Annotated in this window: 27 protein-coding genes; 17 read left to right on the forward strand and 10 right to left on the reverse strand. The window is 44.6% G+C overall.

Translation table 11 applies throughout. The features are described from left to right. Positions 1–40 precede the first annotated feature (40 nt). The 4 genes from IEY18_RS03780 to IEY18_RS03795 form a co-directional block, all read right to left on the reverse strand. Positions 41–151: a methionine/alanine import family NSS transporter small subunit gene (locus tag IEY18_RS03780; RefSeq protein WP_188918000.1), complete on the reverse strand. Its 111-nt coding sequence runs from the start codon at positions 149–151 to the stop codon at positions 41–43. Continuing rightward, positions 148–1,635, reverse strand: a complete 1,488-nt coding sequence (locus tag IEY18_RS03785) for a sodium-dependent transporter (protein WP_188918002.1) — start codon at positions 1,633–1,635, stop codon at positions 148–150. The genes IEY18_RS03780 and IEY18_RS03785 overlap by 4 nt, the downstream gene beginning before the upstream one ends. A gap of 464 nt (positions 1,636–2,099) precedes the next feature. Continuing rightward, a complete protein-coding gene (locus IEY18_RS03790; RefSeq protein WP_188918004.1) occupies positions 2,100–3,029 on the reverse strand; it encodes a ketopantoate reductase family protein in 930 nt (309 codons plus the stop codon). Next, positions 3,026–3,391, reverse strand: a complete 366-nt coding sequence (locus IEY18_RS03795; RefSeq protein WP_229779763.1) for a VanZ family protein — start codon at positions 3,389–3,391, stop codon at positions 3,026–3,028. The genes IEY18_RS03790 and IEY18_RS03795 overlap by 4 nt, the downstream gene beginning before the upstream one ends. 166 nt (positions 3,392–3,557) lie before the next feature. Here IEY18_RS03795 and IEY18_RS03800 point away from each other — a divergent pair, with 166 nt between their 5' ends. Beyond that, positions 3,558–4,043, forward strand: coding sequence for a YajQ family cyclic di-GMP-binding protein (locus tag IEY18_RS03800; protein ID WP_188918006.1), 486 nt, complete (start codon positions 3,558–3,560; stop codon positions 4,041–4,043). 74 nt (positions 4,044–4,117) lie between these two features. Here IEY18_RS03800 and IEY18_RS03805 read toward each other — a convergent pair whose 3' ends face one another. The 4 genes from IEY18_RS03805 to IEY18_RS03820 all read right to left on the reverse strand — a co-directional run bounded on the left by IEY18_RS03805 (position 4,118) and on the right by IEY18_RS03820 (position 7,330). Next, positions 4,118–5,527: an AmpG family muropeptide MFS transporter gene (locus tag IEY18_RS03805; protein ID WP_373290710.1), complete on the reverse strand. Its 1,410-nt coding sequence runs from the start codon at positions 5,525–5,527 to the stop codon at positions 4,118–4,120. A 182-nt stretch (positions 5,528–5,709) separates the two neighbouring features. Continuing rightward, a complete protein-coding gene (locus tag IEY18_RS03810; protein ID WP_188919133.1) occupies positions 5,710–6,030 on the reverse strand; it encodes a hypothetical protein in 321 nt (106 codons plus the stop codon). Between the two features lie 77 nt (positions 6,031–6,107). Further along, on the reverse strand, positions 6,108–6,695 hold the full coding sequence (locus IEY18_RS03815; RefSeq protein ID WP_188918008.1) for a peptidylprolyl isomerase: 588 nt from the start codon (positions 6,693–6,695) through the stop codon (positions 6,108–6,110). Positions 6,696–6,712: 17 nt separating this feature from the next. Beyond that, the gene (locus IEY18_RS03820) at positions 6,713–7,330 is read right to left on the reverse strand and encodes a YajG family lipoprotein (RefSeq protein ID WP_188918011.1); all 618 of its coding nucleotides are present in this window, start codon (positions 7,328–7,330) and stop codon (positions 6,713–6,715) included. 248 nt (positions 7,331–7,578) lie between these two features. On the opposite strand from IEY18_RS03820, the gene IEY18_RS03825 reads away from it, so the two are divergent. After that, positions 7,579–8,655: a DUF2804 domain-containing protein gene (locus IEY18_RS03825; protein ID WP_188918012.1), complete on the forward strand. Its 1,077-nt coding sequence runs from the start codon at positions 7,579–7,581 to the stop codon at positions 8,653–8,655. A 37-nt stretch (positions 8,656–8,692) separates the two neighbouring features. Here IEY18_RS03825 and IEY18_RS03830 read toward each other — a convergent pair whose 3' ends face one another. After that, a complete protein-coding gene (locus IEY18_RS03830; RefSeq protein WP_188918014.1) occupies positions 8,693–9,847 on the reverse strand; it encodes a methyltransferase in 1,155 nt (384 codons plus the stop codon). Positions 9,848–9,981: 134 nt separating this feature from the next. Here IEY18_RS03830 and IEY18_RS03835 point away from each other — a divergent pair, with 134 nt between their 5' ends. From IEY18_RS03835 to dinB, 15 genes are all read left to right on the forward strand, one after another. Continuing rightward, the gene (locus IEY18_RS03835) at positions 9,982–10,569 is read left to right on the forward strand and encodes an alpha-ketoglutarate-dependent dioxygenase AlkB family protein (RefSeq protein ID WP_229779725.1); all 588 of its coding nucleotides are present in this window, start codon (positions 9,982–9,984) and stop codon (positions 10,567–10,569) included. Between the two features lie 279 nt (positions 10,570–10,848). Further along, complete coding sequence (locus tag IEY18_RS03840) at positions 10,849–11,352, forward strand: glycine cleavage system transcriptional repressor (protein WP_188918016.1); 504 nt, start codon at positions 10,849–10,851, stop codon at positions 11,350–11,352. 265 nt (positions 11,353–11,617) lie between these two features. Beyond that, on the forward strand, positions 11,618–11,917 hold the full coding sequence (locus IEY18_RS03845) for a BolA family protein (RefSeq protein WP_188918018.1): 300 nt from the start codon (positions 11,618–11,620) through the stop codon (positions 11,915–11,917). A gap of 69 nt (positions 11,918–11,986) precedes the next feature. Then, the gene (gene luxS, locus IEY18_RS03850) at positions 11,987–12,496 is read left to right on the forward strand and encodes an S-ribosylhomocysteine lyase (RefSeq protein WP_188918019.1); all 510 of its coding nucleotides are present in this window, start codon (positions 11,987–11,989) and stop codon (positions 12,494–12,496) included. Between the two features lie 190 nt (positions 12,497–12,686). Beyond that, positions 12,687–14,729 carry a TonB-dependent receptor domain-containing protein gene (locus IEY18_RS03855; protein ID WP_188918021.1) on the forward strand — a complete coding sequence of 681 codons (2,043 nt, stop codon included), beginning with the start codon at positions 12,687–12,689 and terminating at the stop codon, positions 14,727–14,729. Between the two features lie 473 nt (positions 14,730–15,202). Further along, positions 15,203–16,537, forward strand: coding sequence for a Na(+)-translocating NADH-quinone reductase subunit A (locus tag IEY18_RS03860; RefSeq protein WP_188919137.1), 1,335 nt, complete (start codon positions 15,203–15,205; stop codon positions 16,535–16,537). After that, complete coding sequence (locus IEY18_RS03865; protein WP_188918023.1) at positions 16,537–17,736, forward strand: NADH:ubiquinone reductase (Na(+)-transporting) subunit B; 1,200 nt, start codon at positions 16,537–16,539, stop codon at positions 17,734–17,736. Before IEY18_RS03860 ends, IEY18_RS03865 begins: the two co-directional genes overlap by 1 nt. Beyond that, on the forward strand, positions 17,729–18,526 hold the full coding sequence (locus IEY18_RS03870) for a Na(+)-translocating NADH-quinone reductase subunit C (protein ID WP_188918025.1): 798 nt from the start codon (positions 17,729–17,731) through the stop codon (positions 18,524–18,526). The genes IEY18_RS03865 and IEY18_RS03870 overlap by 8 nt, the downstream gene beginning before the upstream one ends. Beyond that, positions 18,526–19,158 (forward strand): NADH:ubiquinone reductase (Na(+)-transporting) subunit D, encoded by a 633-nt coding sequence (locus IEY18_RS03875; RefSeq protein WP_188918027.1) that lies wholly within the window; start codon positions 18,526–18,528, stop codon positions 19,156–19,158. Before IEY18_RS03870 ends, IEY18_RS03875 begins: the two co-directional genes overlap by 1 nt. 4 nt (positions 19,159–19,162) lie before the next feature. After that, entirely contained in the window at positions 19,163–19,771 is a 609-nt protein-coding gene (nqrE, locus tag IEY18_RS03880) for an NADH:ubiquinone reductase (Na(+)-transporting) subunit E (RefSeq protein WP_188918029.1), read from the forward strand. A 46-nt stretch (positions 19,772–19,817) separates the two neighbouring features. Next, positions 19,818–21,077: an NADH:ubiquinone reductase (Na(+)-transporting) subunit F gene (nqrF, locus tag IEY18_RS03885; RefSeq protein ID WP_188918031.1), complete on the forward strand. Its 1,260-nt coding sequence runs from the start codon at positions 19,818–19,820 to the stop codon at positions 21,075–21,077. 89 nt (positions 21,078–21,166) lie between these two features. Continuing rightward, on the forward strand, positions 21,167–22,195 hold the full coding sequence (locus IEY18_RS03890; protein ID WP_188918033.1) for an FAD:protein FMN transferase: 1,029 nt from the start codon (positions 21,167–21,169) through the stop codon (positions 22,193–22,195). A 72-nt stretch (positions 22,196–22,267) separates the two neighbouring features. Further along, entirely contained in the window at positions 22,268–22,492 is a 225-nt protein-coding gene (nqrM, locus tag IEY18_RS03895) for a (Na+)-NQR maturation NqrM (RefSeq protein WP_188918035.1), read from the forward strand. A gap of 435 nt (positions 22,493–22,927) precedes the next feature. Continuing rightward, positions 22,928–23,224: a hypothetical protein gene (locus tag IEY18_RS03900; protein WP_188918037.1), complete on the forward strand. Its 297-nt coding sequence runs from the start codon at positions 22,928–22,930 to the stop codon at positions 23,222–23,224. A gap of 143 nt (positions 23,225–23,367) precedes the next feature. After that, positions 23,368–24,441 (forward strand): DNA polymerase IV, encoded by a 1,074-nt coding sequence (dinB, locus tag IEY18_RS03905; protein WP_188918039.1) that lies wholly within the window; start codon positions 23,368–23,370, stop codon positions 24,439–24,441. 58 nt (positions 24,442–24,499) lie between these two features. Here dinB and IEY18_RS03910 read toward each other — a convergent pair whose 3' ends face one another. Then, on the reverse strand, positions 24,500–25,081 hold the full coding sequence (locus IEY18_RS03910; RefSeq protein ID WP_188918041.1) for a hypothetical protein: 582 nt from the start codon (positions 25,079–25,081) through the stop codon (positions 24,500–24,502). Between the last annotated feature and the right edge of the window lie 31 nt (positions 25,082–25,112).

The raw sequence follows: 25,112 nt of genomic DNA on the forward strand, positions 1-25,112 counted from the left end.
GCTGTGAAGGCTCGGTTTTTTTGTCTACGAAAATCGTGGGTTATTGTTTATCTTTATGGTGCTGATTCATCGCAATCGAGATGCAAACTGCGGCGCCACCCCAAGTAATTCCTAAACCAAATAACATCATTATTATTGCACTTGTTGTCATAGTCTTGGCTCCTGTTTGCCTTTACCCAGAGTCACGAGGTTGATAATAAAAGCGACGCCTAACATGGTGGCAACGAGGCACCAGCCCAACACGAGTTGGTCGAATGCTGGGTATCCGCCATAGCCTTCGTTCAATGTCGTGAGTAAGTTGTTTCCTAAAATAATCGCGAGCATGATCGGGCTAATAAACCGTAGGCAGATTTCAAACCACATGCCGACTTTTACTTCTGAAAACTGATTCACGTGCTCGCGAACATCTGCAACTTTGAACAACCAGGTGATGATGAGCAACTCGATAAGGCAGCTTGTCAGCAGAGCAATATTGTTGATGAAGTAATCCACTAAATCGAGTAACAGTAATCCGCCGTTTGTGGCAAAGGCCATTGAAATTAAGAAACCACCGCCACAAACGATGCTTGCAGCTTTTTTCCGAGGCCAATTCAGCTTATCAATAATGGCTGAGATGACGGCTTCGACAATAGAGATGTGCGAGCTTAAGCCTGCGACCACGAGTGCTAAGAACAGCAAAGGCCCCATAATATATGGCAGGGGCAATAAGTTGATGGCAGCGGGCAACGTCACGAATGCCAACCCAACGCCGGAAGAGACGACTTCAGTAATGGGCTTTGCTTGTTCTTGCGCCATATAACCTAGGATGCCAAATATGAGTATGCCAGCGGTAATTGAAAAGCCACAATTGATTAAAACGGTCATAAAGGCGTTATTGCTGATGTCTGATTTATCAGGTAAATAGCTGGAGTAGGCGAGCATGATCGCAAAGCCGACACTGAGGCTAAAGAATATTTGCCCATAGGCTGCCGACCACACTTTAGCATCGAGGAGTTTGCTGAAATCTGGCTCAAACATGTAGTTGAGGCCTTCCATTGCGCCGGGTAAAAATATAACACGGCCGATGATCACCAATACCATCAGCGCCAATAGCGGCATCATCACTTTGCTCGCGCGCTCAATTCCTGCTTTGACGCCGGTAAATACCGCAAGGGAAGTGATGGTCCATGCGATAACCATGGGGAAAATAATATGCGATTGAAAATTACCGAGGTGAGTGGGAGAATTCTGGCCCAGTTGTAAATATTCATTGAAGAAGAAGGCATTGGGATCATCCCCCCAGCTTTGATCAAAGGAGAAGCATAGATAGGACATGGCCCAAGCAATGACCGCGACGTAGTAAACGCCGATCACTGCAGCAATAAAGACTTGAAACCACCCTAGCCATTCGAGCTTTCCGCCCAATTTGGCAAACACTTTTGGTGCGGCGCCTCGAAGCTTGTGACCCAGACTAAATTCCATGATCATGAAAGGGATACCGGCTGAGAGCATGGCGAATAGATAGGGGATGAAAAACGCACCGCCGCCATTTTCATACGCCATATATGGAAATCGCCAAATATTACCTAAGCCAATCGCTGAGCCTACGGCAGCCAAAATGAAGCCCACGCGAGAATTCCACTGTTCTCGTTGCATACTACTCTCCACCAAATTTTTATTATTATAAATTGAAGGTCTCGCCTGCCGTCTTACGCAGCAATGTCTAACCGGCGCTAATGATCGCGCTATTTTGTTTCTAGTTTGTTATTTTATTTTTGGTGTCGCGGCACGTAATGAAGCAAGAGGTTTTCAAAAATCGCAAGCGCGCACCAATATATTCTCTTCTGACTATATTAGTCACAAAACGCCTGTATTCCCAAGCAATTTGGTGAAACTTAATTTTGAAATGGCAAGCAGACTTGCGCTATTTGTTCACCCAAGTTGACACCTATGACACCAGGTAGTGCATCGTGCGATGGCAAATGTTGTGACTTTGTTGCGAGCAATGTCTTTGGGTTGTTGAAACGATACCGTGTTGTTGTTCGCTGAACCCTTTGGATGGAGTCGGGTGCAAGCCAACGTTTGCGTCAGAATAAATGACGCAAAAACCACGGCAACATTTACGATAATTGCTGAATTTCGCCAAGCAATTTGGTATTCACGGGCGTGTCGATTTGATGCGTCTGTGCTCGTAGCACTATATAGCCGTTAATGGCTGCTATTTCTGTTTGACGCTGATGGTGTACATCTTGATGCATGGAAGAAAAGTTGGCTTTGGTCAGCTTGATTACACGATAAACTCGCTCAAGCAATGCCGTTTGCTCAAGTACAATACCGTCTGCTGCAGCCACTTCAACTAATTCAGCCACAATCCGCTCAATTTGAGCTTTGTATTGTGGTTGTGCAAGTTCGCCATTGGCGCATTTGTTCAGCGCGGTTAAAGGGTTAATTGCGGCATTTATTGCTAACTTTTGCCATAAAGCGAGCAATACAGAGTCTACTTTTTGACTATTTGGGATTGCATTTAACAGGAGTTGCCAGAGTTCTGCAGTAAGCTCTGAGCCTTGATAATGGCCAATTTGTGTGAGCCCTTCGCCAGTTTGCTTTGTGGCAAAGCGGTTATGTTTAAGTGCCGCTTGTGATGTGGTGCCTAAGCTGAGGCCTCGACTTCCAATAATCGGGGCGACCTGCAAGTGAGGCCCCATCCCATTGTGTAGTAGCAAGATATGACAGCTTTGGTTTAAATATTGGAGCAGTGGGGTCAGAGCCTCGGTGACTTGATAAGCCTTGACGGTGACAATCAATAAATCTAGCTGTTGTAGTTGCTTGTGCGACGTTACATCAAGTTGCTGACAGTTGACCCAGTTTACCGGTTCTGATTGTTGCTCGCCTGCAAGTGATTCAAATGTGAGGTTCTGTGTGGGGCCTTTTGTTCGCCCAATCAAATACAACTGATGGTTCGAGGCATGCTTTTGCAGTTGGTGATGTAAAAGCTGACCAATTGCCCCTGCCCCTAAAATGCCAATATGATACATCGCGATGTGGCTCATTTGGAAACTGATGTTGTCGTTGGTTTACGCCATTTATTGGCCAACCAAAGTAAGAGATAAAAGCTCGCAACGCCCGCCATATCGGCGATGAAATCAGCTGTAGACGCACTACGATAAGGTAATTTAGCTTGAATGAGTTCAATCGCAATGGCGTAACATCCTAACGCTGTAGCGACGATATACCACTTGGGTTTAAAGGCGAAATAGCTAAGAAATGACAAAACAAAAAAGCTGCCAAAGTGACCTACTTTGTCAATATGGGCGATGCTCTGGGAGTAATTCGGACGAGAAAATACCAGATAACTGATGATTAGCAGTGCTATCAGTAGCGTTAGTTTAAATAGGTTTTGTTTTGTAAACACGCGTTTAAGTGAATTTGTGGTTTTCTCCATCATAATTAAATGGCTAACCAATGTCATCAATATTGAGTTTAGCGGCGTTTGAATACAAAAATCTGTGACCTAATTGCAAAACCTGATTTCAAATGAGTACACTAGCGCTCAGTATAAATTAATGTAGGAATCCGTCATGCCGTCATTTGATATTGTTTCAGAAGTAGATGAAGTTGAGTTACGCAATGCCGTTGATAATACCAAACGCGAACTTGATAGCCGTTTCGATTTTCGAGGCAAAGAATTCGGTGTTGAATATAAAGATCATCAGGTCACACTGAGTGCTGAAGATGACTTTCAAGTGAATCAGATGGTTGATGTTTTGCGCATGCAATTGAGTAAGCGTAGTGTTGATCCTGCCGCGATGGAAGTAGATGAGAAAGCGGTTCATAGTGGCAAGACCTTCTCAAAGAAGGTGAACTTTAAGCAAGGTATTGATTCACTCACGGCGAAAAAACTGGTTAAGAAAATCAAAGACAGTAAGTTGAAAGTGCAGTCGGCTATTCAAGGGGATTCTGTAAGGGTCACAGGGAAAAAGCGAGACGACTTACAGTCGGTCATGGCAATTGCCCGTGAAGCTGAACTTGGGCAACCATTTCAATTTAATAACTTTAGAGATTGATTTTAGGATTCGAAAAAAAGAGCGCTATGGCGCTCTTTTTTGTGTGCAGTGAAAGCTCTGAGAATCATTGATGCTTATTTTTGTTGTGACTCGAAAGTAACTTGGGGTTCGGTTTCAACGTTGTTGTCATTTTCAGCTTCAGGCGGAGACAAACGGGCAACGATAATGACTAAAAGCAATACGGGCAGCCCAATGAGACTGGCAGCGACAAAGAAATTAACGTAACCGAAACTGTCGACATAGGCTCCTGAGAACCCGGCTACAAATTTAGGGAACAGCAACATAATCGATGACAACAGCGCATATTGCGTTGCGCTATAGCCAGTACTCGTCAAGCTAGACAGATAAGCAATGAAGGCGGCCGTTGCGATACCAGCACTGAAATTATCAATGGAAATGACTATTGTGAGTAAGCTAACGTCGTAGCCAATTACGGCTTGCCATGCAAATAGCAAGTTGGTCACTGCAACAAGTAGGGCGCCGAGAAATAGGATTTTCATGGTGCCAAATCGAGCTAACAAAACCCCACCAAATGCTGCGCCAATTAGAGTCATAATTAGACCGTAGATCTTGCTGATGTATGCAATTTCTGCCTTACTAAACCCCATATCAACGTAGAACACATTCGCCATAATCCCCATCACAATGTCTGAAATTCGATAGCAGGAAATCAGCAGCAAAATGACAATCGCGCTACGCCCGTAGCGTTTGAAAAAATCGATGAAGGGAAGCGCGCCAGCGGTATATAACCAAGACAAAGTAGCAGCAATTGCCTTGGGATAACGCGCGGCGAGTTGTTGTTTCAAATTGGATTCTATTTCAGCGGCTTGTTGGGTGTCGACCTCTGGCTCTTGACTCATTAACGTGGTCAAAATACCGATAAACATCAGTGCCGCCATGGCCCAATAGGCGGTTTGCCATGAGGCTAGCGAATACTGCTCGCTGCTCGGCTCAACCCAGGCTGCGATGGTGAGTGCACCTGCGGTCGCGACAATCATGGCACTGCGATAACCCACTTGGTAGGCCGCCGCCAAAGCCGCCTGCATACGTTGTGGCGCCGATTCTATTCGAAATGCGTCAATGACGATATCTTGAGTGGCCGACGCAAAAGCGACCATCAGCGCGAACAGGGCAAGCTTATCGAGATCTTGCAGTGGGTCGCTGGTGGCCATGCCGCAAATGGCGATAACGAGGAGGGATTGTGCAAATAACATCCAGGCCCGTCGCCGCCCGAACAGTTGACTTAGAATTGGGAGGGATAATCGGTCGACTAAAGGGGACCAAGCCCATTTGAATGCGTAAGCCAGTGCAATCCAGCTAAAATAGCCGATCGCAGTGCGGTCGATCCCTGCTTCTCGTAGCCAAAAAGACAGTGTTGAAAAAACGAGCATGAGTGGCAAGCCCGCGGAAAAACCGAGTAACAATAAAATGAGGACTCGTTTTTGGCAGTATACAGAAAAGGCGTCGATAGTCTTTGCTAGCAAGTTCAGATCCTAGGTCGCAATTGTCTTTGCTTAGAGGTCAATGATGAAAACAGGTTTGCAGCGCAAGCTGTGCTTTTCTTTATGACAATTAAGAAAAAATCCGTTTAAAACTTCTTTTGTCTATGCTGCTTCAGGGTACGCAGCTTAAAGAGGCGATTCAAGCTTTTCAGTGGATAACTGACCTATGGGCGGATGCCGATACAATTTTTAGGCAATTGACCACCGATACAAAGGTAAGTACTACAATCGCTGACAAGTTCACGAAGTTGTTGGTTGGCTTTAAACATCCAAGCTGGCCATTCATCTAATGTATGGAGGGTGTACCAAAACACGCGTTCTAAATCTGTATCAGCTTCGCCTGGCGTGTGGAGCTGTTGCCACTCTTCGAGCGTATCCCAAAGGTAGTGCTGGATCTCTTGAAAATCTATCTGCCCAGACAGCATCGCTCGACAATAAAACGCCAATTGCGGCGCTTTGTCCTCAATAAAGTCGTCGGCTGTCAATCCTTGGGCTCCATTGTTCATTGCGGTCGTCCTTACTGCATTGCTCAGCTATTGTTCCAGTTTTGTATTGGTTGGGTTTATCTTTCTCGAGGGAGCAAGCGCGCACGATTTAAAATAATCGGCTTGATAGGGAAGTCTGGCCAGCCCAGCTTTGCGTTTTCCCCTGTCGTTACCAGAGCCATTGCTTCGAGAACTTCCATACCCGATATAACTTCACCAAATACCGCGTAACCCCAACGACGAGAAGACGGGTCAAGGCGATTGTTTTCTCCGACATTGAAGTAGAATTGACGCGTCGCAGTATGCGGTTCAGTATCTCTTGCCATCGCAATTGTGCCCAGACTGTTGGATAAGCCATTGCCCGATTCATTCACAATTGGAGCGAGTTCAGGGAGTTCTTCGATGTTTGGGCTGAGGCCGCCACCTTGAACGACAAACTCAGGGATGATGCGGTGGAAAATTGTATTGTCGTAATCCCCTTTGACGACGTAGGTTAGAAAGTTGTCAACCGTAATCGGTGCACGAGTTCTATCAAGTTCGATGACAATGGTGCCCATGCTGGTGGTCATCTCAACCTTCGGATAAAGGGTGTCGGCTTGTATATCCACTGCATTGGCAAAGAGTGGCGTAAAGAGCAGTATGAGGGCTGTAAAGATCCGCTTCATATGAATTCCGTTTGAGTTTATTTAAAAAACTGATTTATTTCATCGTCGTTAATAATGTCACTGGTGATTTGCAGCAACAATTTGTTCATATCAAGCTCTAGCGTAGCAAAATCTGCTTTTAGCGGTCCTTCTAGCTTGCCCTTGGCGCTAAAAGTTTTAATCAGTTGTTTGTTATCGTTATCAGCAACGGCACGAATAACGATCTGGTGCTTTGCGACAAAGGAAAAGAGAGACTCATCGACATCGGTCAATAATTGCTGCAATTCAAATTTGATGTGGCGGTTGGCATTTGGCGTGATTTTATAGCCAGCCCTGGTAAAGCCACTTTCAAAAACGGCATGCAATTGCTTTCTCGGCGGTTCACTTGGACTGACAAGTTTAGCGGCATCGTCTTTGTTATTAAAGCGCACAATATAGTTTGCCGAACGGGTATCTAATGTTTGGATGGCTAGCGCAGTATATTGATGGGTTTGAGCTTCGACCTGAGGAACCATCGGGTTGAGCGCAATCTGACTTGGTTTGTGGGTACTACATCCTGCGATTACCAACCCTAGGCTGAAGCAAATAAGAAGCGCGCGAAGTTTCTGGAAAAAACCTTGGGAATGATTATGGTATTGCTTCTGAAAAAGTCTCATAGTTAAGATTGGTCGATGAATTCTGGTCTACAGAATACCAGAACTTACACTGTTTTCTAGTGGCAGTGGCAGCATGACTTTTTTATGTGGAGCGTTGGCGGAACCCTTTGCTTGTATAGCGGGAGGGCAGAATGTGATGTTTGTGACAATAAAAAGCGTTATGTGACTGTTTGTCATATTGTTCTTTAAACTTGTGAGACTTCGAGTTAGAGTGGCCTTGATGCCAAACGACAGGGTGTTTGAAGGTTATGCAAGAACAATTAAAGCCTCAAGAGTCGATTATTTATGGAAGCCAGCCCGCGCCAGAGCAGCTTGTTTCAAGTGTGTCAGGAATGCCAGAGTATGGATTGTTCGATGGTATTGTCGAGTCATTGAGTCAAGAGCTTTATGACTATCGCACCCCCATGGATAAACCTGCCTCCAAGTTTGCAAAACATTTCGATTTTAAACAGTTTCAATTTGTTGTCATTCATACGCCCCGTTATGTTATTGCCCTCGCGCTCGCAGACATTCGTTATGTTGGCAGTGCTTTTTGTTATCTCTATGACATCAGACGTGATGAAATGACACAAAGCACTTGGTTGCGGCCATTAAGCAAAGGTTTGAAAATGACCTCATCTCCCATGCAAGGTGTATCTTTTGTGGGGAATCGAGGAGAATTTTTAAAGATCGAGATTATTGATGGTCTATGGCATGTCAACTTAGAAACCATGCAGGTGAAAGCGGATGTGAAGCTGGTGCCTGCGGCACTGAGTTTACCGATTGCTGTATGTACACCTTGTGGTTATAGCGGCTGGAGCTATACCCAAAAGCACAATGGTTTGAAAGTTGTAGGTCAGCTAGATGTGCAGTTTGAGCCCCAGCCGCTGAATCAGGCATTGGCTGCTTATGACTTTACCGCAGGTTATTTACGCAGAGAAACAAGTTGGCGATGGGCGAGTATAAGCGCACATATTGATGAAGGCATTATGGGGTTAAACTTGGCTGCCGGCGTTAATGAAACCGGTGCAACCGAGAATGTATTCTGGATTAACGGTGAGCGCCATTTACTCGGACCGGTGCAGTTTGACTTTTCGCGGTATGGGAATTGTGGTGGAATGCGTCAGATTGAGCGACCTTGGCACCTTCATAGCGCAGATGGAAAAATAGATCTCCACTTTAGGCCTGTGAATCGACGGTGCGATAAACTGAACTTGTGGTTCTTACAGAATAACTTCCGCCAATACCTCGGGCACTTCTCTGGGCATATCATTGACAATCAAAATCGTCACTACTCACTTAGCCAAGTGCTCGGTTTAACAGAAGATCACTATTCCCGTTGGTAGTCACCGATATATGCCTTATCGCGGCTACCAGGCTGCGTTAGTCTTTTATGGCTTGTAAAATGACAAATTTGCCGTTTGAAGCAATGGTCTCACAATTGCGAAAAATCCGTTTTAGCTTGACGTGATAGGCAAGGTGTCGATTGCCGACAACTTGTAGAGCGCCGCCTGATGCCAATCGGCGTTTAGCATCTAAGAACATTTGCCAAGCAATATGGTCGGTGATGGCCTCGCCTTGATGAAAAGGCGGGTTACAGAGGACAAGATCTGCTTTGAGATCAGGATCTAAATGGGTTAAGCAATCGTCCCAGTGGAAGTGACCTCGGACATTTGCTTCGGCATTGAAGTTTTCAATCCAGTTTGTTTGTGCTGATTGCACCGCCATTTCTGAATCATCTACAAAGTGAATGTGAGCTGCTGGGTTTAGCTGAGCAGCTCTTAGTCCTAAAATGCCATTGCCACAACCGAGATCGATAATGGTGTTGTAGTCGCCCTGAGGAATATGTTGCAACATGATTCGGGCTCCAATATCGAGCTTATTGCTTGCAAACACATTGCTAAGGTTGTGCATTGTGAGTTGGTATTCTGGCACCGACCATGTGAGCGCAGGGTCAAGCTCTCGTCTCTTTCCATCAAAAATACAAGTGATAACCCGAGTTTTTTTGTAGGTTAAGCTTGCGTTTGCGGGTCCCAAATTCTTTTCAATCAGTGCCAACAATGACTTATTTATGCTCTTGGCTTTGGCCCCAATTAATACGCGGGTGCCTTGGGGAAGGATCTGAGATAAACGATTCAATTGGTATTTAAAGTAGCTCAAATTTTTAGGAAGCTTTAAAAGAACCAACTCTAATCCATCTGGGAGGGGGTCTTGACTGTTTAAAAAAGAGATCTGCTCGCTTGGTAATTGGTTCGTTTGCAAATTACTTTGCGTACCTAACAGACTGGTTTTTGCATCGGTCTCAACCCAGAGTGGCCAGTTTGCAGCAAAGCTTTTAAGGCCACAGGTCAATGTTCCAAAACTGTCATTTAAAATTGCTGTGCGAACAGGGGGGGGAGATTCCTCAGAGAGTTGCTTCAATAGGTGCTCATCGGCAGCATCCCAAGCTTGTAGGTTTGATTCTTGGTTGCTGGGATAGCGTTGTAATGTCAGTACCGTATTGGTTGGCGCGTTAGCTACTGAAAAATGAGTCGTCATATGTCACACTGCAAGGGGCTTTTGGAGGGCGGATTATGACAGACTTACACAATAATCGCGACCTGAACCGCAACGTTTTCAGTGGTTGCTGAGCAAGCAATCTCGCTGGGCGCGAATCATCAGAAGGAGCGGGTGTGACTATTGAATTGATGCCACCAATAACCTATCGTCCAAATTTTATCAGTGAGGCACAAGGGCAGTTGTTGCTTGAAGAAACCAAAGGCTACCCTTTCGTTCGCCCTAAAATAAAGGTGTTTGGCCGATGGCATCTGGTTCCCCGACAGCAGGTTTGGTTTGCGGACCCCGGCTGTGATTATCGGTATTCATCTCTCATGATTAAAGCGCAGCCTTGGCCTCCTTTATTGAAACAGCTGCGAGTATTGTTGCAGCAACAATTTACGACTCAATTTAATGGTGTTTTAGTCAACTGCTATCAAGGTGGGTGTGACACAATGGGTTGGCATAGCGATAACGAGCGTGAGATTGTTCAGGGTAGTCAGATTGCTTCGGTTAGCCTTGGCGGAAGTCGAGATTTTTTGATGCGGCATAAAGTGGCTAAACAAGTGCATAAGTTGACCCTCAATCATGGGGACCTTTTGATGATGCATGCGCCAATGCAGCAAGACTGGCAGCATAGTGTGCCTAAGCGTGCACGCATGAATGACTTGAGAATAAACCTTACTTTTCGGTTGCTTACTCCATACTTTCACCATCATGATTGAGTCAAGGGTGGTGAAAAATAAAGCAAACTTACGACTGAGATAAAAATTCGTGCCATCTTAGTTTAGTAATTCATGTTAAAGCAGTTGATTTTATTGAATAAGTTTCACGATCAGGGCTTTAATTAACTTATCTTTAGGGATATGATGAAACCGTAACGATAGATTTTTTAATTTAAAGCTCGAAAAAAGTGCAACGCAGTTATTCTGCTAAGATCATGTATACGAACTTTTAGTTTTCACAGCCCGATTCATCTTTTCTGCTGTAAAGAGGAACAACATATGAAAAAAATCTTTATTACTACCATCCTAGGAAATGTCACTCCCGGCTTACTGAAAGCGTTGGCAAAAACAACTCGAGCAGAAGGTGGTGAGTGGGTCTCAAACCGCGTAATTAAACTAGATGACCGTTTTGCTGCGTTGATGAAAGTTTCTGTCGATGCTGAAAACGAAGTAAAACTCAAAGCAGCACTTGAAGCTGAGTTTGACCAGTTAGATTTCAGGTATGATGACGCGACTGAAGTCAATGCCGAGCCTGTAAAAACCATTGAGCTTACTTTTGATTGCAACGATCGCCCAGGTTTGACGCGCGACATCGATGATGTCTTTGCCAACCTTGAACTGGTTGTCGATAATATGGAAGTGAATCGATATCAAGTCGCCAGTATCGGCTCAACGGTATTTTCATCGAAATTCTCAGTCGCGCTGCCTGAAAATATTAGCAGCGAAAGTGTGGTTGAACTACTTGAAGGTATTGGGTCCGACGTCCGAGTGCATGTCGCTTAAACCTGATGTCATGACACGGTTTAGCTGTGGTTGAATGAGCTTGATGGTGTTGAATTAAAAGGCACATCATGTTCATACTAAATAAAAGGCCAGATTCTGTATTCGAGGAATCTGGCTTTTTTGATCCTTGGGTTTGTGATTTCACTTTAGCCAAAGTCTATCCGCAATTTGATCTTTGTCTTCGCAGGTATTAACCTTCTTCCACAATTTAACTCCACCACGCCATTGTATATTCAATCGTGGTCGTCATTGATTGAGAACTTCCATGTTAATTGCCCAAAGTATTAAAGATAAACTAGGGGCCGCTCTTAGCCCGACTCACCTTGAAATCATTAATGAGAGCCATAAACATCGTGTTCCAAAAGATGCTGAAACTCACTTTAAGGTTGTCGTGGTGAGTGAGGCATTTGTTGGCAAGCGCCTCATTGGCCGTCATCGTGCCATTAATGAAGCCTTGAGTGACGAATTTGCTGCCGGATTGCACTCGTTATCCATGTATACTTATACGCCAGAAGAGTGGGCTGAGTTAGCCGAAGTACCTGACTCACCTAAGTGCACGAGTTGAGACATAGTTATTACCTACTTTGCACCTCAAATGCCAAGTCAGGACCATTTTGTATATTGGAGGCTTTAAATGCCGTTGCTAGATAGTTTTACCGTTGATCATACCCGTATGGAAGCACCTGCAGTACGGGTCGCCAAAACAATGGGGACACCAAAGGGCGACACGATCACTGTTTTCGACTTACGCTTTTGTATACCTAACAAAGCCATATTGAGTGAAGAAGGGATCCACACATTAGAGCATTTGTTTGCGGGCTTCATGCGTGATCATCTCAATAGCGACGATGTTGAAATTATTGACTTGTCGCCTATGGGGTGTCGTACGGGCTTTTATATGAGTTTGATTGGGCAGCCTGTTGCTGAGCGTGTTGTTGCCGCTTGGGAAGCGTCGATGAAAGATGTACTGAACGTCGGTTCACAGTCTCAGATCCCAGAGTTAAATGAGTACCAGTGTGGCACCTATGAAATGCACTCGCTTAATGATGCAAAATCGATTGCACAAGCGATTTTAGATTCAGGGATTAAAGTGAATCAAAACGAAGATTTAACCCTGAGTGATAGTATTCTGAATCAGCTCTAAAGCAAATTGTTAAGAAAGCGGCATCAGCCGCTTTTTTTTTTGCTTAAAAACAGTTATTTTACAAAGCGGTAACTGATTACTTTGGGGTTCGCGAGCCGTGTAAAAAGGTTCGTTAAGCCTGTTTATAAAATTGACAAACTTCCATGCCTTATTAACAGCGGTTAAACCATGGAACGACAGGGAGCGGTTTATGTTAAAACGTGGTTTTCGTCTATCGGCAAGTGCGGCTGCAGTACTGATGGTTTGCCAGCCAGCAATGGCGGCGGAAGAGTCTGAACTAGCAGCATCTGTAGCAGACGCATTTCATTATCAAAGTAACCGCGAGGCTATCGCTTTTCTTCCCGGAGTGACAGTTTTTTCTGGTGCAAGTTCGGTCACTCCCTTTATTAGCCATGGTGCGGCGTCGGGTATCGCCGTGCTGCAAGACCGTATTTATTACTCTCCAGCACCTTATTCATCGCCTGGGACTTGGTCACAACCCGTAAAGCGCCAGCAGAGCATTGCTTATTCAGCAACGACAGATGTACGCCTAGGCGGGCAAGGGGCAGCTGGTGCTTTGGCATATAAAACGCAATCGATTGGTCAAGACAAGCTTAAAACCACGGCGGCATTAGAAGGAAACTCTCAAGCGGGCGGTGATTTAGATTTAGCCGTGAACGTAAAAAATCGAGATTACGGTATGCTATTTACCGTTGATCATGCACAACGAGATTTGACCCAAGAGTTCCGTAATGATGCAGAACTTGACATGAAGTCTACCCAGATTATGTTCAAAATGGATGCCGAAAGTCTGCCTGGTGCTCGAAACTATCAAAAAACAGAGTTTAAATACCAATATGAAAATACGGAGCAGTCTGACAGCATTGTCGGGACTACCTTTGTAGATTGGGAACTCGAACCAACACTGAATTACAGTGCAACCGCTAGAGATCAAGCGGATTCAACGTCTCATCGGTACCAACTTTCTCATCAGGTGAACACTAATAAATACAGCCAAGTTTTAACTGAGTTTTATTACCTAACAGAAGAGACAGAAACTGCTCGACTGAATTCTTTGAGTGGTAGTTTGATTCAAGACGCTCAACTTGCGCAATTATCTAGTTTTGATCGTGAGCCAACAGTGCTTGGCCTAAGCTTAGGCTCGCTTGTTGATGCCCGAGATATGCGAGGCGCTGGTGTGCAAACACAAATGCTGACTAAATATCAGGGTAATGATATTAGCTACAGTGCTCGGTATCATACGGATTCATCCGAGGTGGAGTTAGGTCATCAAAACATGCAGTGGATGTTTGATCGCAGCCTACTCGTTGTGGATGACGCAGCAACTATATTGACTTATAAAGACAGTGCCAATGTACTAACACTTGCAGCCGATACGGATATGAAGTGGGGACCAACGGTGCTGACATTGGGGCTTGGTTATGAGCGAGTTGACGTAGAACGTAAAATCGAAGCGAATGCATTTGGCTTATCAAATACTGATTTCTCTGACAGCAATTGGTTACCAAGCATTGGTATCGCCTATGATGTTGGTCATTGGCATATCGGTGCCGATGTGTCCCGCCCATGGGTTGCAGCAACTGCTGGCAACCAAGAAGAACTCGCGCAAGAGTCATTGCACTACCAGATCTCGGGTCACTATCAAACTGAGCAATTTAAAATTGGTCTCAATATTTACATGCAAGACTTTGATAATTTGCATACAGGCTGTGATGGGTTTACTAATTGTTCAGCAGAGCAGTTGGCCTCGCAGTACAATATTGCGGATGTGATGTCTCAAGGCGCTGAACTTAGCTTTGTGAGTCAGTGGCAGTTCGGTGAAGTCCTCGTCCCACTGAATCTGACCTACCAATATGACAATAGCGAGTACCAACAAACTCAATGTGGTCTCAATGGCCCAATTTCCTGTGCCATCGAAGGTGAGCGGTTGGCTTGGGTTCCTGAGCAACAAATCGCCTTGAACGTTGGAATGAAAATGGATGCTTTTGCTATCTATGCCAATGCTTTTTATCAATCAGAGCGAGAATTGCGCGATAACCTCACACAGTCACGCATGGTGCCTGAACAATGGCGCGTAGATATCGCAGCATCATACCAAATTGCTAAATCACAACAGGTCTACGCACGTGTTGAAAACGTGTTGGATGAAGATTTGATCGCAAGGCATTCAGGAAGTGGCGTCATTTCTGAGCAAGGTCAAGTGGCGTATTTAGGTTATAAAATAAGCTTTTAACAAAAGTTGAGCCGTTTGAATATTTAGTGAATATAATCAACCGGCTCATTTTTGTTCTAGTTGAACAAAATTCATAAAGGCGAATTGAGCAAGTTGATAGTAACTGCTGCTTTAGTCTAACTTTGCCTGTTTTTTATACTTTTTCGACTTTTCGCTAAATTTAATCTTTAAATATTAGCGTTATAGTAAGTTGCTTTCGCAAAGAAATTCATTTTGAGTGACTAAAAAAGCTCAAATTAGAGTGTGGTATTGCGCGATTCCTTAGTTTCATGCTCTTGAGGTTGTAAAACACCTATAATTTTCGTGGCGATAGTGTGCTATATGCGGTAAACTGCGCGCGACCAGCGTGATTACGATCGCACTTTTGTAATAATTCTGCGCTAGCTCAATGGCCTGTGCCCTAGTTGAACAAACGAGGCTGTTAAGCAGGATTGCGGCGCATTGTCTTTCCTTCAAACGTAGTGCTTGTGGATATGATTACAATTAAGAAAGGATTGGAGTTGCCCATTAGCGGCAGTCCTGAACAAGTTCTCCATGATGGCCCGTCCATCAAACATGTAGCTACACTGGGTGAAGAGTATATTGGCCTACGTCCTACGATGAAAATTCGTGTCGGCGACAAGGTGAAGAAAGGTCAGGTTATTTTTGAAGATAAAAAAAACCTAGGCGTGAAATATACAGCTTTAACCAGTGGAAATATTGTCGAAATTAACCGTGGTGCCCAGCGTGTTTTGCAATCTGTCGTTATCGAGGCCGAAGGCCAAGATTATGTCGAGTTTGCTAAATTCGACCCCGCATCATTTGGTGCCCTAGAGCCCCAACAAGTTCGTGACAACCTGATTGAATCAGGACTATGGACTGCTTTACGTACGCGCCCATTCAGCAAAGTGCCTGCAGTTGATGCAGAAGCGTCAGCGATTTTCGTGACTGCTATCGACACCCAGCCTCTTGCTGCAAACCCTGCGGTTGTTATTGATGAATTCAAAGACGCATTTGCAAATGGATTGACACTCTTGTCGCGCCTTACCGAAGGTAAAGTTTACCTCTGTAAAGCGCCTGGAGCGCAAATGCCTGCTGCGAATGCTGAGATTGCTGAATTCGCTGGCAAGCACCCCGCTGGCCTTGTGGGAACCCATATTCACTTCCTTGAGCCAGCCTCTAGCCAGCGTACGGTTTGGCATATCGGCTATCAAGATGTGATTGCCATTGGCCAACTTTTTGAAACTGGAGAGTTGAGTACGCAGCGAGTGATTGCTTTAGGTGGTCCTAAAGCGTCGAACCCTCGTCTTGTCCGCACAGTGAAAGGCGCGAGCTTAACTGAGCTGACCCAAGGCGAATATCAATCAGACAAAATTCGTATTATCTCTGGCTCAGTTCTGAAGGGCGCAACGGCTTCAGGGCCACACGCATACCTTGGGGCTTACCATAATCAAGTGAGCTTACTTGAAGAAGGTGATGAGAAAGAGCTATTTGGCTGGGTGATGCCTGGTGCGAACAAGTTCTCAATTACTCGCGCATTTTTAAGTCATTTATCACCATCTCGCTTATTTAATATGACAACAAGTACCGGTGGTTCAGATCGAGCGATGGTACCGATTGGAAATTACGAGCGTGTGATGCCGCTAGATATTTTGCCGACTATGCTCCTTCGAGATTTAGTTTCGGGTGATTATGACGGTGCAGCAAACCTTGGTGCGTTAGAGCTAGATGAAGAAGATTTAGCACTGTGTACTTTCGTATGTCCTGGCAAGTATGACTATGGCTCATATTTACGAGACTGCTTAGATACGATTGAGAGGGAAGGCTAATGGGCTTGAAAGCGTTTTTCGAGCGTATTGAACCGCAATTTGAAAAGGGCGGTAAGTACGAGAAGTTTTATGCCGTATTTGAAGCGGCATATACTGTGTTCTATACCCCAGGGCACGTGAACAAAGGGCATACCCACGTTCGTGATAATCTGGATCTTAAACGTATGATGATCACTGTCTGGGCATGTACATTCCCGGCAATGTTCTTTGGTATGTATAACGTTGGTTTACAGGCGCAAGAAGCACTTGTTGCTGGTTTTGGTATGCCGGACGTTTGGCAGGTCAGTTTATTTAGCTTGTTTGGCACAGAGCTAACGGCGGATTCGGGCATTGCAGCTCTGATGTGGTACGGCGCCTGCTTTTTCTTACCCATATATCTTGTGACATTTGCTGTCGGCGGGATCTGGGAAGTGTTGTTCGCAGCAATTCGTGGCCATGAAGTCAATGAAGGTTTTTTTGTGACTTCGGTGCTATTTGCGTTGACTTTGCCTGCGACCATCCCGTTATGGATGGTGGCTTTAGGTATTACCTTCGGTGTGGTTGTTGCAAAAGAAATCTTCGGTGGCACGGGGCGTAACTTCCTCAACCCTGCATTAGCAGGTCGTGCTTTCCTATTCTTTGCATACCCGCTCAACATGTCAGGTGACACCACTTGGATTGTTGCTGATGGCTTCTCGGGTGCAACGGCATTAAGCCAAGCTGCAGCAGGAACACTTGAGTACGGCATGACACAAGATTGGTGGGATGCATTTTTAGGCTTCATTCCTGGTTCTGTGGGTGAGACGTCGACGCTGGCAATTATGCTGGGTGGCTTAATCATTATTTATACTCGTATCGCATCTTGGCGCATTGTTGGCGGTGTGATGGTCGGCATGATTGCTATCTCGATACTACTAAATGCGATTGGTAGTGAAACGAATCCAATGTTTGCTATGCCTTGGTACTGGCACTTTGTATTGGGTGGTTTTGCTTTTGGCATGATGTTTATGGCTACTGACCCAGTTTCAGCGTCATTTACTAATCAAGCAAAATGGGCATACGGTATTTTGATTGGCGCAATGGCCGTGTTTATTCGTGTCATTAACCCTGCTTTCCCTGAAGGTATGATGTTAGCGATTCTATTTGCCAACTTGTTTGCACCTTTGTTCGACCACTTTGTGGTTCAAGCAAATGTTAAGCGGAGGATTGCACGTGGCTAGTAATAAAGATTCGTTCGTAAGAACATTGATGATTGTCGTTGGCCTATGTTTTGTGTGTTCGATGTGTGTATCGACTGCCGCAGTTTTGCTAAAGCCAACACAAAATGAAAACAAGCTGCTTGATAAGCAAAAGTATATTTTGTCAGCTGCAGGTTTGATTGATTTATCTAAAGGCAGCGTTGACAAAAAAGAAGTATTAAGCACGTATAGTAAGTACGTTGAAGCGAAGTTGGTTGACCTGAAAACAGGTGACTGGGTTGAAGGCGTCAACGCTGATACTTATGACCAAAAGAAAGCAGCTCGCGATAGCGAAACCTCTTTCAAACCTGTGAACGATATTGCTTCGGTTAAACGAGTTGCCAATCAGGTGGTTGTTTATCTTGTGCGAGATGACGCAGGTCAGTTGAAAACGGTTATTTTACCGGTCAGAGGCTATGGCTTATGGTCAACCATGTACGCTTTCCTTGCGGTTGAACCTGATCTCAATACGATTCAAAGCTTAGTGTATTACGACTTCTCGGGTTCGGGTGAAACGCCTGGACTTGGTGGTGAAGTGCAAAACCCGAAATGGGTTGCTAAGTGGCAAGGCAAGAAGTTATACGATGCCAAAGGTGAGCTCGCTATTAGTGTGACTAAAAACCCTGTTATAGCAGCTTCTGAGCATGGTGTTGATGCCCTTAGTGGTGCAACGTTAACGGGTAATGGTGTGCAATACTCTCTTGAGTTTTGGTTAGGTGAAGAAGGATTTGCGAGCTTTATTGAGAAAGCGCGTAAAGGAGGGCTGAGCTAATGGCTGATTCAAAAGAACTAAAACAGGTCTTAACTGGGCCAATTATTAGCAATAACCCAATTGCGTTGCAAATCTTGGGTGTCTGTAGTGCGCTAGCTGTGACCAGTAAAATGGAAACCGCCTTAGTGATGACCATTGCACTGACTGCGGTAACCGCATTCTCTAATTTGTTTATCTCAATTATTCGAAATCACATTCCAAGTAGTGTGCGGATTATTGTGCAGATGACAATTATTGCGTCTTTGGTGATCGTTGTTGACCAAGTACTACAAGCTTATGCCTATGACGTTGCCAAGCAGCTTTCAGTCTTCGTGGGTTTGATTATCACGAACTGTATCGTGATGGGGCGTGCAGAAGCCTATGCAATGAAAACGCCGCCTATGATGAGTTTCTTTGACGGTATCGGTAACGGACTGGGTTACGGTGCAATCTTGCTCTCAGTTGGCTTCGTGCGTGAACTGTTTGGTAATGGTTCGTTATTTGGTATCGAAATCTTGCAAAAGATTTCTGACGGTGGTTGGTATCAGCCAAATGGTTTGTTACTGCTTCCTCCAAGTGCATTCTTCCTCATTGGTGGTTTGATTTGGATTATCCGTACCTATAAGCCTGAACAAGTCGAAGCGAAAGGGTAAACGCATGGAACATTATTTAAGTTTATTAGTTCGAGCCGTTTTCATTGAAAATATGGCGTTGTCTTTCTTCTTGGGAATGTGTACGTTTCTTGCGGTTTCTAAGAAGGTTACGACGGCAATGGGACTCGGTGTGGCTGTTATTGTCGTTCTTGCAATCTCAGTACCTACTAACCAGATTATTTACCAAGGTATCTTAGCGCCAGGTGCTCTTGCTTGGGCTGGAGTTCCCGATGCAGATTTGAGCTTCCTAAAGTTCATTACTTTTATCGGTGTGATCGCTGCTTTAGTGCAAATCCTTGAGATGGCGCTAGATAAGTATTTCCCACCGCTATACAACGCGTTAGGTATTTTCCTACCTTTGATTACGGTGAACTGCGCAATTTTTGGTGCCGTATCTTTCATGGTTGAGCGTGATTATAACCATATTGAAAGCGTTGTATTTGGTATTGGCTCTGGTGTGGGCTGGGCTTTGGCTATCGTTCTACTTGCAGGTATTCGCGAGAAGATGAAGTACGCAGATGTTCCTGATGGCTTACGTGGTCTAGGTATTACATTCGTGACTACAGGTTTAATGGCCTTAGGTTTTATGTCGTTCTCTGGTGTGTCTCTTTAAGAGTCGACAGTAGGCTGAGTAATTTGAACCTTTTAAGGATAAGTTGATGGATATTATTCTTGGTATTTTAGAAGCGACCCCGATAGATGTTTATTTGGGCGTAACGATGTTTACCGCAATCGTCGTGGTTTTGGTCCTAGTGATTTTATTTGCTAAATCAAAATTGGTATCGAGTGGTGACGTCGTAATCGGCATCAATAATGATGCGGAAAAAGGCATTACAACGGGTGCTGGCGGAAAGCTACTAGGTGCGCTTTCTGACAATGGTATTTTCGTATCAAGTGCTTGTGGCGGCGGTGGCTCTTGCGGTCAATGTCGTGTGAAAATTAAATCTGGCGGTGGTGATATTTTACCAACCGAGCTCGACCATATCAGCAAGGGTGAAGCCCGTGACGGTTGTCGTTTATCTTGTCAGGTGAACGTAAAGACCGATATGGAAATTGAGCTCGACGAAGAAATCTTTGGTGTGAAGAAGTGGGAATGTAGCGTTATTTCTAACGACAACAAGGCCACTTTTATTAAAGAGCTGAAACTAGCGATTCCTGATGGTGAGTCTGTACCATTCCGTGCGGGTGGGTATATTCAAATTGAAGCACCAGCGCATCATGTAAAATATGCAGATTATGATATCCCTGCAGAGTATCGTGGCGACTGGGAACACTTTGGATTCTTTAAGCTTGAGTCTAAAGTAGATGATGAAACAATTCGTGCATATTCCATGGCAAACTATCCTGAAGAGGAAGGGATTATCATGTTGAATGTGCGGATTGCAACGCCACCACCACGGAACCTTTCGTTGCCTTGCGGCAAGATGTCTTCATACATTTGGAGTCTAAAAGAAGGTGACAAAGTGACAATTTCAGGCCCATTTGGTGAGTTCTTCGCCAAAGAAACCGATGCAGAAATGGTCTTTGTTGGTGGTGGTGCTGGTATGGCACCCATGCGTTCTCATATCTTTGATCAGCTAAAACGCTTGAAGTCTAAGCGCAAGATGAGCTTTTGGTATGGTGCACGTTCTAGCCGTGAAATGTTCTATGTTGAAGATTTTGACGGTCTAGCGGCCGACAATGAAAACTTCGATTGGCATGTCGCGTTATCCGATCCACAACCTGAAGACAATTGGGATGGCTATACAGGCTTTATTCATAATGTATTATACGAAAACTATCTGCGTGATCATGAAGCACCAGAAGATTGCGAATTTTACATGTGTGGCCCACCAATGATGAACGCAGCTGTGATTAGTATGCTTAAAGATCTTGGTGTGGAAGATGAGAATATACTTCTCGATGATTTTGGTGGATAAACCTTAATCGCACTTTATGGCGCTGTATGTTCAAATAGAGCTGCAGCGCTTTGTTGTTATTGTGTAATCAAAGAGAACCGCTGGTCAGTATGCAGAAGACCTTAAGTCATCAAATAAAAATGTGGCTAGCCTTTTTGGGGTTGGCTTTTTTGCTTTCTGCTTGTGCAGAACAAGAGCAAACAACCTTGCTTGTGGGCAACACCATGGGTACCACTTATCACATTAAAGTGGTTCCGAATAATCGCCTGCCCGATGCAAACCTATTACAGGCTGAAATTGACCTTACCCTTGAGCAAGTAAACAACCAGATGTCGACTTACCGGCCCAAGTCCGAGTTGTCAAAGTTTAACTCAATGCCTCGAGAGCAAAGTGTTGAGGTGTCGGCTGATACGGTAAAAGTACTCAAAGAAAGTTTTCGTTTGTATAAGCTGACTGATGGTGCTTTAGATATCACTTTAGGGCCACTAGTGAACCTATGGGGGTTTGGCCCTGATAAGCGTCCGAATCGTATACCGACGGATGACATGATTAATTTTGCGAAGCGACAAACTGGCATTGAGCATGTGTCTATTCAAGGTTATAAACTCAACAAACATATTCCAGAGCTTTATGTTGATCTGTCATCGGTCGCTAAGGGGTTTGGCGTTGATAAGGTTGCTGAGTTGCTCGATAAATATCAAGTCAAAGGCTATATGGTTGAAATTGGCGGTGAGCTAAGAGTGAAAGGAACGAAGCCCGGTAATAAACCATGGCGGGTCGCTGTTGAGCAACCCACGGTCGATGAGCGTCGAGTTCAACAAGTCATTGAGCCAGGCAACATGGCTATGGCGACATCGGGCGACTATCGAAACTATTATGAAGGTGACGGTCGTCGATATTCCCATTTGATCGATCCACGGACCGGTTACCCTATCAATCATCGTTTAGCTTCAGCGACCGTGTTGCATCCATCCAGTATGACTGCTGATGGCTTAGCGACTGCAATGATGGTATTGGGTACCCAAGCTTCGCTCGCTTTAGCTCATCAAGAAAATTTGGCGGTGATGCTAATTGAGAAACAAAATGATGGTTTTAAGGTCTACTATAGTGATGCCTTTAAACCCTTTATCAAAGAGTAGCCTTTAGGCATACGATACCGTTATTTACTCGTGTAGGGCAGTTCAAGTCAGCTGCCCGACTAGGAGAAAGTTATGAGTAGTTTTATCGCTGCATTCGTTGTTTTACTTGTATTTTTTTTGCTCATGTCTGTGGGTTATATCATCAAGAAAAAGGCTGTTGAGGGAAGTTGCGGTGGTCTTGGCGCACTTGGGATTGAGAAAGCTTGTGACTGCGATAATCCATGTGATGCGCGTAAAGCGCGAATGGCTGCCGAAGAAGCGCGTGAAAAAAAGCTCGCTCAAAATCGAATTTTGTAAGTGCCTAAGCCTTTCACCGGGTTCAATGTTTGATATCTTTAGCGAAATTTAATCTTTGTGGTTCAACGCATTTAAACATGGGCGTTGGATGATATTAGCCTCTCAATGACCAAAGGAATTTTTCGTGCTTTGGGACGGGAGGCTTTTTTATGGCACCCTTCCCGTACATGGAAGTGCTTTATGTGACATGTTATTTCAACAACGACCTTGTGATGATCACTTCCCCTTTGCTTCGTTAGTCCTCATTGTCTTTGTATCCTCCTTCATCAACTTTGAGGTATCGAACTAACCCCGAAACAACTTGATACCTTTTAAGCTATCTCTAAGTGTCTTGATACAGCAAGTGTTCAGTTATTAATCGTATGATGACTAAGTGAAAACGAATACTAATATCAAGCCCATCAACAGATGCAATGCCAGCTCTCGGAGGTTCATATGACAATTGCTTTACCTATTCGCTCTAGGCTTCCAACCATAGAAGTTATGGCGTACCACCTACTTTCAAATGAAGACAATTCCGGTAGAACGCTAGATACGCAACTGCGAGAGACGGAAACTCATATGCAGCATTTGAAGCAAAAGGTCGCTGCTTTAGAGGCTGAATTAAGCGTGTTACGATCGTCATCAATGCCCAGTCTTCAGAGCAAACAAACGCTGCAAATTCGAGCGCCACAGCAAATGAGTTTGAATGGTGATGAGCTCGAATTTATCAATACTTTGTTTAATTCGTAAGTGCAAAGCATCAGTTATTTTGGATAACCTTGATGTGGAGTGCATACTCAACGTTCACTTGACGTAAAATTCTCAGTGCTGTTTTCTAGAAAAGCTTGATCACTGTCTATGTATACAGTAGTCTAGTTGTGGAGGGCAGTTATTTGAAAAAGATTATTCATATCGATATGGACTGTTATTTTGCAGCTGTAGAGATGCGGGACTTTCCTGAGCTTAGGAATAAACCCGTTGCCGTCGGAGGCAGTCATGAGCGCCGCGGGGTAATCAGTACCTGCAATTATCTAGCGAGACAGTTCGGTGTTCGCTCTGCGATGGCAACCGCGTATGCACACCGATTATGTCCTCACCTTGTGTTAGTGCCCGGCCGAATGCAAGTCTATAAAGAAATATCGCAACAAATTCGCGCTATTTTTTCCCGTTATACTGAGTTAATCGAACCTTTATCACTTGATGAGGCCTACCTTGATGTAAGCGATTGCCAAGAATACCAAGGCTCTGCAACACGTATTGCGGAAGCCATCCGGAAGGACATTTTTGACGAGACTGGATTGACTGCCTCGGCTGGGATTGCGCCTATCAAGTTTCTGGCGAAAATCGCCTCTGATCTTAATAAACCCAATGGGCAATATGTGATTACACCCGATGATATTCCTGAATTTGTTGAAACCTTGCCTTTGCGAAAAATCCCCGGTGTCGGAAAAGTTACGGGAAAGAAGTTAGAAGCTCTGGGCTTGCATACTTGTGGTGATGTACAGCGCTATCCGAATCATCAGCTGATAGAGCAGTTTGGTAAGTTTGGACATTTGCTAATAGAGCGCTCCAAAGGTATCGATAACCGTGGTATCTCAGCCCATCGGGAAAGAAAGTCAGTTGGTGTAGAAACGACTTTGGCAAAAGATATTCATACCTTGTCACAATGCGAACAGATCATGCCCGGACTGATCCAAGAGCTTTCTGTGAGAGTTAGTCGTAGCGCGAAAGAGCGTCGGATTCAAAAGCAGGTAGTAAAGCTCAAATTTAGTGACTTTAAGCAAACGACGATAGAGCAACGAAGTGATGAAATCTCGGTCAAGCTGTTTTACGATTTGCTCAATCAAGCAATAGAGAGGAGAGGGGATAGGGGCATCCGTTTGCTAGGGGTTTCAGTAGGACTGCATAGTGAAAAGGAAGCGCCGCTGCAGGAGTCTGATACGACGCAATTGGGTTTTTGTTTCTAAGCTGTGTTTTGGCACTGTCTATGGTTTAGAATTTGGCGTTTAGTACTGAACACATAATTTATAGCAGCTTTTCTGGTCTTGCTTCAATATCGTTAACGATAGCGTAGGCGAGTGCATCTTTCTTGCTATGGAAATAGTAGCTACTTAGTCCCTGACTTAGTTTCCATTTCTTGTCAGCAGTCTTTACTGTTTCATCTGCTTCATTTTTGGCGCCATTGATAGCTTTTTCCATCTCAGTAGTCTGATCATAATCCTTGTCCCCAGCAAATAGGGTTTTGAGATTCAAGATGGCAACCAAAAGTGCAAATGGATATACAGCCGCGCCCACAAAATAAAAAAATACAATTTTAATCATTTTAAAGATTGAGCTGTGTTTATCATTGTGAAAAACCGCAACCCGCATAGAGAGCTCGCTTTTCTTAGCATGGTACGAGCCGCCGGTTAGGGTTGCTGCGCCAAGTGCAGCCAAACCATTGATCATCATGAGTGCTGCGAGGGCGAAGAAGCCCCATCCTATATAGAGAACCCATTCTTCAACGCGATTTGCTTCGGCATAGGCTAAGGTTCCAAAACCAATTCCAAACAATATGGCAATGAGGAGGGAGTCTTTGACAGCATGAAGCATTGCGTTCTTTCGCATTTTTATATCCTTATAAATGAAGTTGTTAAGA

The organism is Shewanella gelidii, from assembly GCF_014647855.1.
Taxonomy (GTDB): Bacteria; Pseudomonadota; Gammaproteobacteria; order Enterobacterales; family Shewanellaceae; genus Shewanella; species Shewanella gelidii.

What these genes read in the sequence shown, in the direction of transcription:
- IEY18_RS03825 (WP_188918012.1), top strand. Translation starts at nt 7,579, where the DNA reads ATGCAAGAACAATTAAAGCCTCAAGAGTCGATTATTTATGGAAGCCAG.
- IEY18_RS03855 (WP_188918021.1), top strand. Translation starts at nt 12,687, where the DNA reads ATGTTAAAACGTGGTTTTCGTCTATCGGCAAGTGCGGCTGCAGTACTG.
- IEY18_RS03865 (WP_188918023.1), top strand. Translation starts at nt 16,537, where the DNA reads ATGGGCTTGAAAGCGTTTTTCGAGCGTATTGAACCGCAATTTGAAAAG.
- luxS (WP_188918019.1), top strand. Translation starts at nt 11,987, where the DNA reads ATGCCGTTGCTAGATAGTTTTACCGTTGATCATACCCGTATGGAAGCA.
- IEY18_RS03875 (WP_188918027.1), top strand. Translation starts at nt 18,526, where the DNA reads ATGGCTGATTCAAAAGAACTAAAACAGGTCTTAACTGGGCCAATTATT.
- IEY18_RS03900 (WP_188918037.1), top strand. Translation starts at nt 22,928, where the DNA reads ATGACAATTGCTTTACCTATTCGCTCTAGGCTTCCAACCATAGAAGTT.
- IEY18_RS03820 (WP_188918011.1), bottom strand. Translation starts at nt 7,330, where the DNA reads ATGAGACTTTTTCAGAAGCAATACCATAATCATTCCCAAGGTTTTTTC.
- IEY18_RS03830 (WP_188918014.1), bottom strand. Translation starts at nt 9,847, where the DNA reads ATGACGACTCATTTTTCAGTAGCTAACGCGCCAACCAATACGGTACTG.
- IEY18_RS03890 (WP_188918033.1), top strand. Translation starts at nt 21,167, where the DNA reads ATGCAGAAGACCTTAAGTCATCAAATAAAAATGTGGCTAGCCTTTTTG.
- nqrF (WP_188918031.1), top strand. Translation starts at nt 19,818, where the DNA reads ATGGATATTATTCTTGGTATTTTAGAAGCGACCCCGATAGATGTTTAT.
- nqrE (WP_188918029.1), top strand. Translation starts at nt 19,163, where the DNA reads ATGGAACATTATTTAAGTTTATTAGTTCGAGCCGTTTTCATTGAAAAT.
- IEY18_RS03815 (WP_188918008.1), bottom strand. Translation starts at nt 6,695, where the DNA reads ATGAAGCGGATCTTTACAGCCCTCATACTGCTCTTTACGCCACTCTTT.
- IEY18_RS03845 (WP_188918018.1), top strand. Translation starts at nt 11,618, where the DNA reads ATGTTAATTGCCCAAAGTATTAAAGATAAACTAGGGGCCGCTCTTAGC.
- IEY18_RS03800 (WP_188918006.1), top strand. Translation starts at nt 3,558, where the DNA reads ATGCCGTCATTTGATATTGTTTCAGAAGTAGATGAAGTTGAGTTACGC.
- IEY18_RS03785 (WP_188918002.1), bottom strand. Translation starts at nt 1,635, where the DNA reads ATGCAACGAGAACAGTGGAATTCTCGCGTGGGCTTCATTTTGGCTGCC.
- IEY18_RS03910 (WP_188918041.1), bottom strand. Translation starts at nt 25,081, where the DNA reads ATGCGAAAGAACGCAATGCTTCATGCTGTCAAAGACTCCCTCCTCATT.
- IEY18_RS03780 (WP_188918000.1), bottom strand. Translation starts at nt 151, where the DNA reads ATGACAACAAGTGCAATAATAATGATGTTATTTGGTTTAGGAATTACT.
- nqrM (WP_188918035.1), top strand. Translation starts at nt 22,268, where the DNA reads ATGAGTAGTTTTATCGCTGCATTCGTTGTTTTACTTGTATTTTTTTTG.
- IEY18_RS03860 (WP_188919137.1), top strand. Translation starts at nt 15,203, where the DNA reads ATGATTACAATTAAGAAAGGATTGGAGTTGCCCATTAGCGGCAGTCCT.
- IEY18_RS03790 (WP_188918004.1), bottom strand. Translation starts at nt 3,029, where the DNA reads ATGAGCCACATCGCGATGTATCATATTGGCATTTTAGGGGCAGGGGCA.
- IEY18_RS03840 (WP_188918016.1), top strand. Translation starts at nt 10,849, where the DNA reads ATGAAAAAAATCTTTATTACTACCATCCTAGGAAATGTCACTCCCGGC.